Annotated in this window: 16 protein-coding genes and 1 pseudogene; 10 read left to right on the plus strand and 7 right to left on the minus strand. The window is 56.4% G+C overall.

Annotated features, from left to right (window positions below):
- Positions 1–242 precede the first annotated feature (242 nt).
- The 3 genes and pseudogenes from P3T24_RS08520 to P3T24_RS08530 form a co-directional block, all read right to left on the minus strand.
- Positions 243–1,049, minus strand: a complete 807-nt coding sequence (locus tag P3T24_RS08520; RefSeq protein ID WP_429433737.1) for an alpha/beta fold hydrolase — start codon at positions 1,047–1,049, stop codon at positions 243–245.
- A gap of 66 nt (positions 1,050–1,115) precedes the next feature.
- Positions 1,116–3,101: pseudogene (locus P3T24_RS08525) on the minus strand (ComEC/Rec2 family competence protein); the annotation flags it as partial.
- 157 nt (positions 3,102–3,258) lie between these two features.
- Entirely contained in the window at positions 3,259–3,606 is a 348-nt protein-coding gene (locus P3T24_RS08530; RefSeq protein WP_429433739.1) for a helix-turn-helix domain-containing protein, read from the minus strand.
- A 248-nt stretch (positions 3,607–3,854) separates the two neighbouring features.
- Here P3T24_RS08530 and P3T24_RS08535 point away from each other — a divergent pair, with 248 nt between their 5' ends.
- The 8 genes from P3T24_RS08535 to P3T24_RS08570 all read left to right on the plus strand — a co-directional run bounded on the left by P3T24_RS08535 (position 3,855) and on the right by P3T24_RS08570 (position 8,962).
- Complete coding sequence (locus P3T24_RS08535) at positions 3,855–4,193, plus strand: hypothetical protein (RefSeq protein ID WP_429433742.1); 339 nt, start codon at positions 3,855–3,857, stop codon at positions 4,191–4,193.
- A gap of 190 nt (positions 4,194–4,383) precedes the next feature.
- Positions 4,384–5,628, plus strand: a complete 1,245-nt coding sequence (locus tag P3T24_RS08540) for an FG-GAP repeat domain-containing protein (RefSeq protein ID WP_429433744.1) — start codon at positions 4,384–4,386, stop codon at positions 5,626–5,628.
- Positions 5,629–5,741: 113 nt separating this feature from the next.
- Positions 5,742–6,251, plus strand: a complete 510-nt coding sequence (locus P3T24_RS08545; RefSeq protein ID WP_429433746.1) for a hypothetical protein — start codon at positions 5,742–5,744, stop codon at positions 6,249–6,251.
- A 220-nt stretch (positions 6,252–6,471) separates the two neighbouring features.
- A complete protein-coding gene (locus P3T24_RS08550; protein WP_429433748.1) occupies positions 6,472–6,705 on the plus strand; it encodes a hypothetical protein in 234 nt (77 codons plus the stop codon).
- Complete coding sequence (locus P3T24_RS08555) at positions 6,702–7,055, plus strand: lysozyme inhibitor LprI family protein (RefSeq protein WP_429433749.1); 354 nt, start codon at positions 6,702–6,704, stop codon at positions 7,053–7,055. The genes P3T24_RS08550 and P3T24_RS08555 overlap by 4 nt, the downstream gene beginning before the upstream one ends.
- Before the next feature lie 142 nt (positions 7,056–7,197).
- Positions 7,198–7,527, plus strand: a complete 330-nt coding sequence (locus P3T24_RS08560; RefSeq protein WP_429433752.1) for a hypothetical protein — start codon at positions 7,198–7,200, stop codon at positions 7,525–7,527.
- Positions 7,528–7,547: 20 nt separating this feature from the next.
- The gene (locus P3T24_RS08565; RefSeq protein ID WP_429433755.1) at positions 7,548–8,237 is read left to right on the plus strand and encodes a hypothetical protein; all 690 of its coding nucleotides are present in this window, start codon (positions 7,548–7,550) and stop codon (positions 8,235–8,237) included.
- A gap of 5 nt (positions 8,238–8,242) precedes the next feature.
- The gene (locus P3T24_RS08570; protein ID WP_429433758.1) at positions 8,243–8,962 is read left to right on the plus strand and encodes an SIR2 family NAD-dependent protein deacylase; all 720 of its coding nucleotides are present in this window, start codon (positions 8,243–8,245) and stop codon (positions 8,960–8,962) included.
- Between the two features lie 97 nt (positions 8,963–9,059).
- On the opposite strand, the gene P3T24_RS08575 is transcribed toward P3T24_RS08570, so the two are convergent.
- The 4 genes from P3T24_RS08575 to P3T24_RS08590 all read right to left on the minus strand — a co-directional run bounded on the left by P3T24_RS08575 (position 9,060) and on the right by P3T24_RS08590 (position 13,797).
- A complete protein-coding gene (locus P3T24_RS08575) occupies positions 9,060–11,078 on the minus strand; it encodes a DUF3732 domain-containing protein (RefSeq protein ID WP_429433761.1) in 2,019 nt (672 codons plus the stop codon).
- Positions 11,075–11,575 (minus strand): three component ABC system middle component, encoded by a 501-nt coding sequence (locus P3T24_RS08580; RefSeq protein WP_429433763.1) that lies wholly within the window; start codon positions 11,573–11,575, stop codon positions 11,075–11,077. Before P3T24_RS08580 ends, P3T24_RS08575 begins: the two co-directional genes overlap by 4 nt.
- Entirely contained in the window at positions 11,554–12,708 is a 1,155-nt protein-coding gene (locus tag P3T24_RS08585; protein WP_429433766.1) for a hypothetical protein, read from the minus strand. The genes P3T24_RS08580 and P3T24_RS08585 overlap by 22 nt, the downstream gene beginning before the upstream one ends.
- A gap of 495 nt (positions 12,709–13,203) precedes the next feature.
- Complete coding sequence (locus tag P3T24_RS08590; protein WP_429433768.1) at positions 13,204–13,797, minus strand: tyrosine-type recombinase/integrase; 594 nt, start codon at positions 13,795–13,797, stop codon at positions 13,204–13,206.
- A gap of 557 nt (positions 13,798–14,354) precedes the next feature.
- Here P3T24_RS08590 and P3T24_RS08595 point away from each other — a divergent pair.
- A complete protein-coding gene (locus P3T24_RS08595; protein ID WP_429433771.1) occupies positions 14,355–14,903 on the plus strand; it encodes a nucleotidyltransferase family protein in 549 nt (182 codons plus the stop codon).
- A 192-nt stretch (positions 14,904–15,095) separates the two neighbouring features.
- Positions 15,096–15,608, plus strand: coding sequence for an N-acetyltransferase family protein (locus tag P3T24_RS08600; RefSeq protein ID WP_429433774.1), 513 nt, complete (start codon positions 15,096–15,098; stop codon positions 15,606–15,608).
- The last annotated feature ends 102 nt before the right edge of the window (positions 15,609–15,710 follow it).

The following is a 15,710-nucleotide window of genomic DNA, read 5'->3' on the forward strand; positions in this document are numbered from 1 at the left end:
TAGCGACGTTGTTGTTGTCAAGCGGTTGCTATCTTGTTGCCTTGCTGCTTTCCCCTTTCCTTGCGGCTGACCTGCTGCCCGGACTTCCGCGTGACATGCAGGACTGCTTGCCTGCATGTTAACGCTTGCGACGTTCGTTGTGCAGGTTCAATTGTTAATGGAAGTCAAGCGCGCCTGTGGAAGCGGACAAACGGAGCCGCGCGACGTTCGCGGCAGCCTCCGTGGTGCCGTGCCACCGTGCATCAGGCAGGCGGCTGTTCGAGTTCGCGCAGCATCCGCTGCACGGCCCGCGCGGTTTCGATCGGTTTCTCCATCGGATAGAGATGGCTGCCCTGGATCCATTCCAGGTGGCCCCCGGTGGCGCGGCGCGTGGCCTCCAGCCCGGCCTGGCGAATCTCCTTCGAATGGGTCCCGGCGATGAAGCCGACCGGCACCGGCGCGCCACGCGCCAGCCGCGAGCCGAGCGTGTGCGGCAAGGTCTTGTAGATCCTGTATTCGGTGCGCCGGTCGAAGGCGAGCGCACGACTGCCGTCAGGCGAGGCTTGTGGAATGCCGAAGTCGATATAGTCGGACAGCATCCGCTCGTCCCAGCGCGCGAAGGCGGGTTTCGAATGAAAGTGGCGCCACGCTTCATCGCGGCTCGCCCACTGCGTTCGGCGCGTGCGGGTCGCGGCCGCCGGCGAGAGACGTTCGTCGAGCCCGGTCCATTGCGACACGCGTAGCATGCTGCTGCGCCAGCCAGCGATCACCGGGGAGTCGAGCATCACGACGCCCCTCACCCACTGCGGTTTCTTCAACGCCGCCATCAGCGAAAGATAGCCGCCGAGCGAATGACCGACCAGCCAGACCGGTTGCTCGTATGACCGGCTGATGTCGTCCAGCAACTGCTCCACCAGATGCGGCCAGTCCTGCGTCACGGGAAAGCGCGTGTCATGGCCAATGCGCTCGATGAAGCGGACCTCGTAGTCGTCGGCGAGCTCGGCAAAGATAGTCCGGTAGGTCGACGCCGGGAAACCGTTGGCGTGGGAGAAGTGAATGATGTTTTTCAAGTGCTGCTGTCTCCGTTCCTGATTATGTTGCGCGAGGCGCCCGGCCGGGTGTGGCGCGAGCGTCCTTCATCGATCCATCCAGTACCGGTGATGCGCGGTGCGATACCGTTCCAGCGTGAGTGTGGCGGGCGGCGATGGTGCGTCCTGCGCCGGGTCGCTGTGTGCATGAGTGCCCGCCGGCAAGGTGCCCTGCGCATGGTCGCCCGCCGCCAGGTTGCCCTGCGCACGGTTGCCCGCCGCCAGGTAGCCCGCCGCCATGATTTGCACCGCGCCGTCGGTGTCGCTGCGCGTGAGTTCGATGTGCCGTCCCAGATAGCGTTCGAAGACACCCGGATTCGGATGATGAAAACGGTTGCGATAGCCTACCTGAAATACCGCGACAAGCGGCTCTATAGAGTCGAGGAACGGCTCGGTCGACGAAGTCTTGCTGCCGTGATGCGGCACGACAAGGATCTGTGCGGGCAGCGCCGAGCGATCCCGCGCCAGCAGGATACGCTCAACCGGTGCCTCGATATCCGCGGCCAGCAGCGCGCTGACACTGGGTGCGGCGGCGTGACCAGGAGATTCGCCGGAGCCCGCGATACTGACACGCAGCACGCAGCAGTGCGCATTCGGATTGCCTGATAACGGCCCGGGGTCGGGCCAGAGAATGCTGAAATCGACGCTGTCCCATTGCCAGTGCTGCCCCGCTGCACAGCGCACCGTGTCGGCACCGACGGCACGGGCTTTGTCCCAAAGCGCATTCGACGGCACGAGGCCGCCCAGCAGCTGGCGCACCTCGACGCCTTGCAATACGGCCGGCGCGCCGCCCGAGTGATCGGAATCCTCATGGCTGATCACCATCGTGTCGAGCGTGTGCAAGCCGTTGGCCTGCAGATACGGCACCACCACCCGCTCGCCGGCGTGGGTCGACTCCGGCCCTGGGCCCGCGTCGAACAGCAACGCGTGATGGGTCGTTTCGACGAGGATCGACGAACCCTGGCCGATGTCGAGCGCGGTCAATCTGAACGAGCCCGACGGCGGCCCCGGAGGAGGTGGCAACAGAAGCGGCAGCCACGTTAGCGGCGCTGCCCAGCGTAACGGCCAGCCGCGCGGAGCGAGACACCAGACGACGCCCACCGCCGCGACGGCCAGCACCCAGCCATTCGGCTGCGGCAAGCGCCAGAGCGTCCAGCCAGGGCCGGACAACATCTGCAATCCCGCGACGAGCAGTTCGAGCAAAGCATGGGCGGCACGAAACGCATACGCGTCGACAGGCATCGGCAACGCGACGCCGGCCAATACCGCGGGAGTGACGAACAGACTGACCCAGGGAATCGCAAACGCATTGGCGAGTGGCCCGATCAATGGAATCTGCGAGAACCAGTAGATAGTGAGCGGGGCAAGCGCGATCGTCACCGCAAACTGGACGTGTGCGGCGCTGCGCATACGCTCGATGAGCGCCCGGCCACGGGCGCACACGACGCGGAGCATGCGGGTGGAGAAATGCGTGGTAGCCTGGCCGCTAGCTGCACCGACGCCAGCACTGCCACTGCCACTGCCACTGCCACCGCCACCGCCACCGCCACCGCCACCGCCACCGCCACCGCCACCGCCACCGCCTGCATCAGGATCAACGCCAGGCCCACCCCCCGCTCCATCGCCTCGTTCATCCGCCCGCACACGCGGCCGCCCCGACATCGCATACAGGATCGCCGCCACCGCGCAGAACGACAGCCAGAACCCCGCGGACACCGGCGCCCACGGATCAAGCAACAGCACAAGACCAAGCGCCCAGGCCAACACCCACGACGGCGCGACACTGCGTCCGCTGACAAACGCCAACGCCACCACACCCGCCATCCACAATGCCCGTTGCGCCGGCACATTGAACCCGGCGAGCGCCGCATGCAGCGCAGCGAACATCGTCCCCGCAGTCACCGCGACGAGTTGCGCCGGAATTCGCAACGGCCAGTTGCGCCCAACCAGGCCCGACCGCCGCCACAGCGCGCCGGCCAGCCATCCGGCGAGGCCCGCAACGAAACCGATGTGCAGACCCGAGATGGCAATTACTTGACCATGAATTCATATGAATCATGGTTGCGGGATGTAGCAGTCTGTCGGCGGGATGCCCGCACACGTCAGCAGGAAATTGCTGACTGAGTCGTAAAAGTCGGGAGCGTTAGCAAAACCCGGCCGCGATGTACATCCAGCGAAGGCAGCACCGAGATCAATTTTCTTTGAACTGTTCGACGAGCGTCTTCACCAGATCAACCACTATCACCTGATCCGCCGGGCGAAGCTGGCTAATGCTGCTCGCGATCATTGCAGCCCGGTCATCCAACGTCGCAGGGACTTCCGCCACTAAGTCTTCCAATCGGCAGCTGAACAACTCGGCAAGTTCGATCAGTCGGATGACGGTTGGAATCGCAAGCCCTTGCTCGACTCTGGATATCGCGCCGAGCCCCAATCCCAACTGTTCCGCCACCGCCTCCTGCGTGTATCCCGCCTTCACACGTTTCCGCGCAATTGCCCGTCCGACGGCCTGAGCAAGCAATCGTTGCGCAGCTTTATCCATGACCTCTCCCAATAAGGGAGCAATGCTCACAAGCGCACCTCTTGTCAAACAGCCCCTAAAACGGGCTAATATCCTTATTAGGGATACAATCTGTTACATTCACGGTATAAAGCCAGCACGCTCTTCGATCTAGCTAAATTCGGGACACGACCACATAACCATATGATTTTTCGATAAAAAATATGTACGAGATCCAAAACTCTGGATAGTATTTAACTGTCGATGCGACGAACTATTTGGAGAAAACTATGAGCACGAAGCCGGAAACGAAGACCACTGCGGCCCCTGTGACCGCCGTCGAAGCGCCCGCAGTTGCGCCCACGAAGACCGTCCGCAAGACGCCCGCGACCGATACGCCGGAGAAATTCCGCGCGGCATTGCAGGAACTGGACGCGGAACGCACGGCACTCGCGAAATCGGCAATCGAAGACCTGAAGCCGGGTCGCGCTTTCGATCCGGTGGTCATCCGGCAGATCAATCGCATCGAGACGAAGAAGAATCGCCTGCTGATCTCCCGGTTTGCATCGTTGCTTCGCAAAAACAATCCGGAAGTGGAGGCCATCGTCTATCAGTTGATCCAGATCTGATGACGCATCGTGTCTCACGCATGGAATGACCGGGCGCGCGGGGATGCGCCTGTATTCCGAATTTGTGCCGCGTCGCCGATGACGAAGCGCATTTGGCCGCTGTGTTCAGCTACATGGTCAGGGTCGCCTTGCTCCGTGTATTGAGCCAGCGTAATTGAAGAAGAAAACCTAACTCAGACGAGAACAACAAATGACGTCGAAAGTAGCAAAAGGGCTTGCTATCGGGATAAGCGCGATACTGACTTCACTCCTTGTCGCGTGTGGTGGCGGTGGCGGCAGTTCAACCGCATCTGCACCAGCCGGTGCTTCCACACCCGCAGTGGTCACGCCGATTCCGGTTCAGGCATCGTCGTATGAAAACAAGATCGCTGCAGCCACCAAACTTGGACCTCAACCGCTCCCGTCCGAAGTTGCTCAAGGCAATGCCGTAGCCTTCGCTGATTTCTTCCAGGATGGCACGTATTCGATGGTGACCGCTTCGTGTGCTGCACAAAGCTGTGGTGCGAGTTCGAACGGAGCTGGTCAGATTCACTTCTACAAACAGGTGAATGGTCAATGGGTCGATCACACGTCCGACATCCTCTCGAACGCCACAGGATGCATGCACCCGCGTAAGGCTGTCGTCGCAGACTTCAACAACAGCGGCAAACCCGGAGTGTTTATCTCGTGTATCGGCACTGACGAATCGCCTTATACCGGCGAAGACCAGATCATTCTGCTGCCGCAGTCGAACGGCCAGTACACGAACACAACCATTCCGATCGTTGCCTACGCACACAGTGCTTCCGCCGCTGACTTCAACGGAAACGGCTATGCGGATATTGTGATTACCGATACGAGTCCTGCCGGAAACGCAGCGCAGAACGTGTATTTCCTGAAGAACAATGGCGATGGAACGTTCTCGAAGGACACCAGCCGCCTTGCGCAACTCGTTCCGTATGATTCCAATGGCGATGGAAACTTGTCGCCGGGTACTCTTACCGCAGGTGGTGAAGCACTCGTCAGCGACCTCGAGCTGATCGATTTCACCGGTAATGGCAAATACGATTTGTTTATCGGCGGTCGTGGCTACGATCCGGAACAAATTGGTGATTGGCCCCCGACGATCCTGTACAACCAGAACAATACGTATTCGCAGAACGACGTAACTACTCTGCCGAACAACCCGACCTTCCAGGTGGTAAACGATGTCGTGTTCACTAACGGCAAGATCTATACGTCTGATTCGGATCAGCCTGCGCCCGGTGCCCAGATAGTTAGCTACCTTGGCGGTGACATCGAAGAGTACGGCGGGACGAACTACGGGACCATGACTCAACTTTGGTCGACGACCGCCAACTTCCCGGACGGGATCAACTGGATTAACTACATCATCCCGTATCAGGGAATGATCGACGCGCTGAACTCCACGTACAACGTCTCCGTATCGCAATAACAACCGCGTCGTTTTACGTATCTGATCCGCAGCACAGACATCGTATCAACGGCCCTTAGCTACCGGTTGCGCCTCTTCACGAGACGCAACCGATCATACAAACGCTAACCATCATGCACAACGCGATTCTGACTTTGCTATCCGTCGTCTTTCTAGGGCTAACAGCTTTGCTTATCCGCCCACAACTCGCAGCCAGCTTTGGCAGAAACGTTCCGCCGCGCCGAAAGCTAATACTTCCGTTCGCCGCGTGCCTGATACTCGTTGCGGTCCTGGATAACGCGACACCGCACCATAGCTCCGACGACGGCGACAGCAATACGGGCACAAGCGAATCGACACTCGTCGGCAAGTGGAATTGCATTTCGCCCGACCACCCAGGCGCGCCGGAGGAAGTCGACGAATTTTCACAGACAAATTTCTCCCTCGAAAACGGAGAAGTGTGGGGTTCCTATCGCTTGGCCGGTTCACGCATGTTGCTCAATGTGAATTTTAGAGCGTCTAACACTGGCCAGATCATCACTTCCAGCAACACTGGCACTATCAGCCAATTGGATGCCTCGCACCTCGTCTACACGATCTATTTCCGCCACAGCCAACAAACCGAATCGTGCACGCGGGCATAGCGTTTCATTTGGTTTGCGTTCCGCCCAAAGTCGAATCGAACGGGTTCGCCCGAGGCGTCAAACGTGTCCCAAAAGACCGTCGATATTCAGATGAAACTTGTCAAATTCCTTTGAGTAAACACGACTTGTAAGAAGGAACAAACAATCCATGCCGATGAGACCCTGCCGGAGTTGCGGCCATTCGTTGTGGGACACCACGACGTTATGTACCGTATGTGGCGTGAAGCAGCGAAATGTTCGTGTCGAACGAACGATCCGTGCCGGTGATTCGGGGCGTGAAGTCTCGGGCCTTTTTCTGTTTCTGTTCGGATTCTTTTACCTGCAATACAAGGGATGGTACAAGGCGGCCATCGTCCACGCTCTGCTGTGCTTCTGCCTGATGGGTACGTTCTGGATCGCCATTCCATTCTATGCAAAGAAATTCGTAGACTCCGTTGAAGGACCAACAATATGAAACCATTGGCAGTTGCCACGCTTGCACTGACCCTGTCCACCGCCGCATTCGCCGAGGGTCCGGCGTTCGACTGTTCGAAAGCCTCGTCCAAAGTAGAAAAGATGATCTGCGCTGATCCAACGCTGTCCTCCACTGACTCGGTAAATGCCGACATCTACAAGGAAGTCGTGCAGACCGCCGACAACCCGAATCAGGTCAAACAGGAACAGCGCCAGTGGCTCAAGACACGAAACGCCTGTCAGACCGTCGATTGCATCGCGAAGGCGTATGACACGCGGTACAACCAGCTTCAGCACGAAAGGCTCGTGAATAGCGGCGCTGTCAACGGCGACGACTCTATCGGCCACTGATGTTTTCACATCCCATCGCGATGAGGTGGCGATCCGGCCGCCATCACGAATCACGGTCACTGAACCGACCGACGAACCAGGGCACCCGCCCTGGTTTTTTTTTGCTTATCGAAACCACATTACCGCTCATGGAGTAAACCAAATGTCCGACACCAATGACAGCACTACTTCGGCAACCAATAATCCGTTTGCAGGCTTTTCCTTTCCGCTGATCGGACTCGGGAGGGTCGTCGTCACCCCCGCTGTCCTGGAATACCTCGAACGTGAAGGCGTTACTATCGATCCGTACCTGAAGCGTCATGAGCATGGCGATTGGGGCGACGTTACGCCGAAGGATGCTGAAACCAACCTTCTCGCAGCAATCCACGGCGCGCGACTCTTTTCGGCGTATGAGGTCGCGGGCAAGCGCGTCTGGATCATCACGGAAGCCGATCAGACCTCCACATGTGTACTATTCCCGAGCGAGTACTGATCTACGCGGGTTCGAAGACGATGATGCTTATTGCAGACATGCTGGCCGATGCTGGATTCGACCTTCCGGTGGCGGATTGTCCCGTATCGATTGCGCTTGAGAAAGCCGTCGAAGTTCTAAAGTCGGCAGTGCCGTTTCAGTTGCCGGTCCGTATCGTTACCGGCGATCTGCCTGTCCGCAATATCGTTCTGGAAGACGCCCGGGAACCGTATTCCGGTGTGCTGTTGCGTTGGCACGCAGTGTTCACCAAGAGACCGACGCTCGATGGAACCGATCTGAAGGACTTTATTGCTATAGTTCGCGACGTTTCGAGCAACGAAATTGCTCACGCACTCGAACAGAAACGGCCCGTCATTTCCGTACTGACTCGCACGCGAACACAAAGCGAGTGCGACATTTGCGACGCGGTAATGCTGCGATGGCTTGGCAGCGTAGAAGCCAAACCGCTATACGAGCTTGCGATCCGTTGGGATTTGCATTGCTTACAGAGTAACGACCAGCCGACCGTCCTCGAAGAACTTGGTTTGACGGATGACACGATGTTTAATCTCACGGAGGAAGAGCTCATTCGGCTCGACGTGATCCCTCGGCTCGAAGATGAGCGGCAACGGCACCTATCGGAATTTTGGAAATTCCTCGGCAACGATCCCGACGGCGGCGATATCCATCGGTTGCTCAACGACGCTATCGACGCCACCTTCGACAACTAAATACGATGGACATCGCCAAACAAATCGAAGACGCAGCCGAACTGATTCGAAACGCGAACGGCATCCTCATCACGGCTGGTGCAGGCCTGGGCGTCGATTCCGGCTTGCCCGACTTTCGCGGCGAAGATGGCTTCTGGCGCGCGTATCCTGCATTGAGGGCCGAAGGTATCGGATTTCAGGACATTGCCAATGGCGAAGCATTCAGACGCGATCCCGTTCGCGCGTGGGGATTCTACGGCCATCGGCTCAACCTCTATCGGCGAACCGTCCCGCACGAAGGGTTCAATATTCTGCGTCGGTGGGCGTTGCCGAAAGAGCACGGAGTATTCGTGTTCACCAGCAACGTCGATGGTCAATTCCAGAAGGCTGGCTTCGAAGAGAAACGCATTCTCGAATGTCACGGTTCGATTCACCGTCTGCAATGCTCGCAGCCATGCACACGCGAAACATGGTCAGCAGATGACTTCCATCCCGAAGTGGACGTCGAGCATTGCCGGTTGATATCAGGGCTGCCGCGCTGCCCGAAGTGTGGTTCGACTGCGCGACCGAATATCCTGATGTTCAACGATTGGGACTGGAACGATTACGCCGTGCGGCGTCGGCGTATGCGGTTCGAAGCATGGTTGTTAAGCGTCGAACGGATGGTCCTCATCGAACTCGGTGCGGGCACAGCCATACCGACCGTTCGCAACACGAGCGAGCGAAACGGTCCGAGCGCTATCTGAATCAAGACCAGCCACCGTGTTACTAACATTCAAAGTCCAACCAAAGTTTTAGCCGACCAGTGCATCCGAATGTGAGCCGCCTGCATTCTGGCTAGGTTCACGATTCAATCGCAATAAAGCCTTCATTCCGGCCGCGCCAGCGCGCGCGAATCAACGACTCGAACGTCGATCCACCGCTGAGTTTAAGGTGATCCGCGTGATCCGTAACTATGATTTGGGGCATGATGTTTGTCGCTTCGTAAGTCTCTTGGCAATAGCTCACCAGTGCATCGAACAGATTTGTTACAGCGCGTACATCATCGTCGACCGGGCGCTCAGCCGATCGGCTCATGTCCTTTTTCGCAATCTCCACAGGTGAGAAGGATTCACCACCATCTAGGATGCTCGGGAAATAAACTTGACTCGGTTGATCAAGGAATAGGATCGGTGGAATGTGGCACTCGTCACCGAGTTCGCAGAAGTAGCGATGGAGGGCGAGAAACAGTGTCAAGTGGCATGATAGCCAGTTTGCTCCGCTGCCCATGGAGCGAAGAAATACCTTTTTACGATCGGGGGTTTCGTGCCAGAGGTCGAACGTGTCCAGCGAAAATCGGAGCCGAATTGGCTGGTAGGAGTCTTCGAACTCGAACCGGTCGCCCAAGATCGCCAGGATCTCCCGAATCCGACTCTCCGCCTGTTCAAGCTTCGACCGGATATCGAAATTGCCTTTGATCTCCTCTCGGAGCTGCTGTTCTCGGATTCTCAAACTGGTCAACTCGCTATCAGCGTCGTGACCTATGGCCTTGGCCAAGTTTTTTAGCGCCTGCTCAACTCGAACCTTCACCTCAACAGACAACTCATACTGTCCTTTCTGTCTGCCCAGTTTTGCGAGTTGGTCGTCAGCCATCTTGAGCTGAGCGCTATGCTCAGCCACCTCGGATCGTATAGCTGCCAGCTCCCTCTCGATTCGTGATCTTTCCCCCTCGAATGACTCGAGGCGGTAGCTCGACTGCGCAAGTTCCGTGTTTAGCCAGTGAATCGCGTCCGAAAGCGCGTTGGCACTCTCTTCCACGACGTGGCTTTGCGAATGACAAAAGGGACACTCGTCAGCCTGCAACTCCGCGCGGGTGGGGACTAGCGTATTACGGTTGCTGTACGCGTAGCGCTGCGCAAAATCGATCGAGGAGATGACATTAGACAGTTCGATCTGTTTCTGACGCAGCCGTTGGGTAGCTTCGCTGCGCGCAAATTCAATCTGTTGACGCCTGCGAACGTGGCCATCGGAGTCCGCTACCAACTCGACTCGTTTAGTTGCCACAATTTGGAGTGCGGCCCTAGGATTGCGGCATGCGGAATCAATATCGATGCCTAACGGAGTTCCCGCGATAGCTTCGTATTCCGACAATGTAGCCTTCAACTCCTTTTGTGTGGCTTGGATCACGTCCTGGCGCTTCGGTAGCAGGCGCTCCAGCGTGCGAATCTGCCTCTCGAGTTCATTGAGTTGTTGCTGCTTGACAAAGTACTCCTGGTCGACGAATCCCAAAAATATCTTGAGATGATCGATTGCCTGCTCTCGCTTTTCCCGCTCCTCGAAGCGGTAGAAGATCGCGTGCTTGTTTGCGACGAGGTTCTGGTGCTGGAGCATGAATGAGGTGAAGCTGCGGACTGAAGGCGTAGGCAGCTTCTGCTCGAACCTGCGTCGACGGCGGGCCTCAAGGTCTTCGTCGAGGTCCGTAATGTCAAGACCAAAAAAGCGCTTGACCTCCTTGAGGAAGGCATCGTGAGGTAGGAAGAATTCCTTCTCGAAGTATTCGGTGCTCAGGAATTGGGCTTCGCGAACGCGCTCTAGGTCGCGTTCCTCCTTGATGAATGCCCGCGAGGAGTTGGCCTGCCGAGCCAGGACGATCGCTACTGATCCGACCTTCATGGCAGTAAAGTACAAATGAGCACGCTCGGTGATTACGCCCATGGGCACCGTGAATTCGGAGCTGCCAAAGCAAAAATCGAAAATCTCAATCAGTGCGCTCTTCCCTGTCGAAGAACGACCGGTCACGACGTTCACCCCTTCGTTGAACGAGACTGCGTGTACGCGGTTGCGTTTATCAACGATGCCAATATGAAGGATGCGGGCTTTCATAGTTTCATCACGCCAAGCATGCGGTAGATAGTGGGAACATCATAGGGTGCAAAGATTCGTCCGAGTGCCTTAGCGGATGTGGCCACGTCTATCGGCGAAATGTCCTCAAGGTCGAAGTCTCTCGTGCACGTCACAGCCAAGTCGGACTTGATGGCAAGAATGTTGGCCCCGGTCAGATATTGGACAGTTGCATTCGTAATCTCACGCCACTCCTGAACACGCCGTTCCAGCCCGAAGATGCGATCACGTTCGAGCAGAAAGGAACGTAAGGTCGTGCGACCGCTGTTCTTCTTGAGCAGTATTCTGGCAGGCGCATGAAGCGCAATTGGAAGCACTAGATAGGCGAGCAGTAACGAGCCTTTTTGGGGCGGCATGACGGCGTAAAAATTCGCCAACGTTCGTGCAAAGAGGAAGGGATTGTTATGCAGCGTCTCCAAGTGCTGGATGATGTCGCCCGCCCCTTCCACGACGTCTTCTACTCCGTCTGTAGTTTCCATTGATGTGGTTTCTTCGGATCATTCATCTTGATGTGCAGCAGCCCGTTGCGAAACCAACTCGGCGAATTCTCGAAGCCCGGAAAATCCGGCGCCTTTTCGGCGTGCCTCTCGTCGTAAAACGACTTCGAATCCGAAATCAAGTTGCTTCCACATCCCCGGCAGGCGGCCCGATAGCGATGCAGGAAGTTCGACTCAACCTCGTCAACGTACGCCTCTAGTCGAGTTCGCTCGACTTGGTAGACACTGAAGTCTTGCGTCATCGATTGGATTGTCTCTTCGTAGGCCCGAATTGCCTCGGTGACAACATTGTCGTACTGAATTTCGATGATCTTCCGTATGAAAAGATCAGGACGGGTGGCGCGCTCGGAATTCGACTCGCCGACTGTTGGTCTGGCAGGAAAGATCCGCGTTCCCCTGCAGTGGATTGAGTTCAACTCGCCCAGCTTTGCCTCGAATTGCTCGTACGAGATTTCCCACGCATCCGTTTCTGGCAGATCAGCTCGACAGACAAAACCGATCAGAGATTGAAGGTAGCGATCTTTGTTTTCCAACAGGCCACGTACTCTATCGCGTTTGATCTCCTCATAGAGCGCGGGTAAAGCGTCTGACCTTGCTTCGATGTGGAATTTCTCGATCACGGAGCGCAGATTGGCGCGGCGCACGGGATCAAGCAACCAACGCTGGCAAACGAGAGTATCGCTCGGTTTAGCCTCCGTTTTCTTCTCGCACCGCTTCTGATAGGCATCTTCGAAGTCGGCGTTAATACGCGTGAGCAATTGCAACCGCGCGTCCGCGTCCGGAGCGTCGTTCCATTGCAAGAGCTGCGAATGAACGCTAATCGGTTGGGTCGTGTAGAGGATAAGCGACGCGTAGTCTTCCAGCGGGAAGTGGTCGTCCATCCAGTTATACAGTGTATTCCAGAAGTTGGGGTGCCCATCCGTCAAAGCATCGGAAAGATCGTAGTGCTTGACCTCAATCTGAGTCTGGTTCTCGATCGTCACGTCTCCAAGGCGCTCGATCAGAATTTTCTGTCCAGAACTTAACGCATAACACCGATCCACCGCGACACAGAGCTGATAGATGACGGCACGCGTCGACGCGGTCGCATCTGCGCGCGTCTGATTTTTCAACATAGACTTTCCTCCGGCGCTTCCCGGGAGCTCTGTGCTGGCGCGACGGACGCCTCCGAATAGTGGCCGCGATAGCGTTCGATTGAATCCGACATTATCTATATTTCAATATATTTTGGCGACGGCTGGACCCAACTCTGCGAGTGTACCCTAGAGACCTTGGGCACTAGAGATAGCGTATGTCCGTTGGTGTGTTGCTCAACGCCTTCTGATTCGAAGTCTTCCGTGGGTCCGTTCGATACACGGAACCCCAGTTAAGCTGAGGCGAGTAGTACCTCCCGGTATATCGGCAGTATGAGGAAGTACTTTAGCGGCTAAGCACCTACGATCCGAACCGTTTTTCAATGGTCATTGACTCTTACCACGACCGAGGCGCTTCGTTCGTTGAGGGGCTTCGGTAACGTGGTCGCTGAAAACGACGCTTCGGTACCACATTCGCACCTTCGACGCGTTTCGCAATCTTCATAGTTTTCCGCATTTTACCCACTCAGCATGGCGTCACAGGACATCAGCGCTGATCTGCTTTAATCGCACCGGATTGTCTTCAACGTAGCGAGCGGTCATCGCGATCGACGCATGTCCCATCAGCCTTGAGACCGCTTTGATGTCCACACCTTTCTCGATCAGCGTCGTTGCAAACGTGCGACGACCCGAATGGCTCGATGCGCCTTGCATACGAGCCTTCGAATACATGCGATGGAACAACTGTTGGAGCGTGTTCGGCGTGAACTGTCCGCCCTTCTGCGAACGGAATAGCGGCGCATCGAAGTTGAACAGGATACCTTCGTCCTTCCGTCGCTCGTTCAGATAGTCACGAATCGCGTCGGCAACTTTCAGATTCGTCAGGTACGCATGGCGTTGCTTATTGCCCTTCGTCATCGAACCATCGAGGTTGATTTCGTCCAGCAGTTCGCCACCGGCATCGAGCACATGCCGGATTCGAAGTGATGCCATCTCCTTTGCGCGAAGGCCAAGACCAAATGAGCAATACAGAAGCGCGACGTTTCGTTTCGCATGGGCTTCTTTCTTCGACGCGTTGACGACGCGACGGAACTCCGATTCGGTCAATACCTTCGCCTGCCCCTCGCGCACAATTCACCTCAGAATGTTTATTAAGTTCGTTATACGAATCATTTATAAACATTCTATCCAGCCCTCCGGGCTTCGTACACTGGCAGGATGGCTCAGGCTATCGGAATGTTTACTATTTGTAATTAGTAAACTTTCCGCGGGTCGGACTGGGTGGACATCGGCAGGCAGAAAGCCAGCCGCCCAGATCGCCGCCTGCGCCATTCATTTTGGTTAGCTTAATAGTTCAATTAGACTATCCCGGATTCTTTCCCTGCGGCATGGACGTATAGACGTTCATGCCGCGTAACCGGCATCGCGTCGGTCAGTGGTCGTCCATGAAGCGACATTCGACTGCGTCTGCTGATTTTGGGAATTCCGCAAGATAGAATGCGAAATCGACTTGGAACATCGAACTGCCACTGTTTGCAAAGATCCGCTCGGGGAGCGCCGGAACATGTGCGCAGTTGAAAATGCACTTTATGCCGACGCTCTCGACGTGAGCGTCGATTGCCGCCAATACCCGAAGGCTCAGTAGCGATCTATCAACCATGCGATCAACCGAACTTGAAGCACGCCTCATGACGATTGCGCGTGAAACGACATGGTTCTGGGCTGCACTTGTCTCGGTCCGCAGCCTTAAACTCCGATCCTGGTGCATCGGTGCCGGCGCTGTTCGCAACCTCGTATGGGATTCACTACATGATTTGCGGACCCCATCAGCCCTATCGGACGTCGACGTAGCCCACTTCGACGCTTCTGACCTTTCGGCTGAGCGCGATGCGGAAATCCAACATCGCTTAACCAACTTGCATCCGTTCGCGCCATGGGAAGTCACCAATCAGGCCGCCGTGCACATATGGTTCGAGGCAACGTTTGGCCATCCAGTTTCGCCACTCATTTCTTTGGAGGCGGCGATAGCATCGTGGCCAGAATTCGCGACATCGGTTGGGATAACTCTGCGGGACGACGATTCGATTGACATCATTGCGCCGTATGGGCTTGACGATCTTTTTGCTATGGTGGTTCGGCGAAATCCTGCGCGTGTCAGCGTCGACACGTATCGGAAGCGTGTCGAACAGAAGCAATATCAAAAGCGCTGGCCTCGGGTGATGGTTGTGCCATGCTGATTAGCGCGAGCAACTAAACGACCGCTTCGGGGCCACGCGACTCTTTCTGTCGGATCGAACTCAGCCGAACGCATCTGCGTCCTGCCTACTTCCAGTCGTTCGGCAGTTTCCTTTGGATCGCAGACAATCCAAGCGCAAACATACGTCAACACCTCGACCGTTTATTGCAGAATTCTAGGAGAAAATAACAAGATGAAAGCAGCCCATTCGATACGACCAGCCAAACGAAATGACGCGGCGCGTATCTCGGTTCTAGGCGCGACTGTGTGGGAGCATACCTACGCGACGGCGGGCGTGTCGGATGTTATTGCGCAATTTGTCCTGTCGACGTTTACGCCAGGGAAGATACTCAGTTTAATGAACGATCCCGACATCGTGCTATTGGTCGCCGAGGCGGAAGGTAGTCTTGCTGGTTACATTGTCATGCGTGTCGGTTCGTACCATGGCGACGTACCCATCGAAATTCAAACACTCTACGTTCAAGATGCGTTTGCTGGGCGTGGAATCGGATCGTCATTGCTGACCCACGCTAGAGGTATTGCAATGACGAAGACCGGGAGTCAGTCAATCTGGCTGACCGTCAATTCCCAAAATGAGAAGGCGATATCCTTTTATCGTTCTCGTGGAATGAGCCAGGACGGAATATCGTACTTCGAGCTTGGCGGTACTAAACACGAGAACAAAGTTATGGTCGCGAGGGACTGATTGGCCTCTCGCTTCCAGAAGCGTGCAGAACGTCGCTGGATAAGAGATGACCAGATACTTCTCGGACCGTCCGCTTTCGAGAGGCGCAAGTGTCTGTTCAGG

The organism is Paraburkholderia sp. GAS33 (assembly GCF_050436645.1).
In the GTDB taxonomy this organism is placed as follows: Bacteria; Pseudomonadota; Gammaproteobacteria; order Burkholderiales; family Burkholderiaceae; genus Paraburkholderia; species Paraburkholderia phenazinium_B.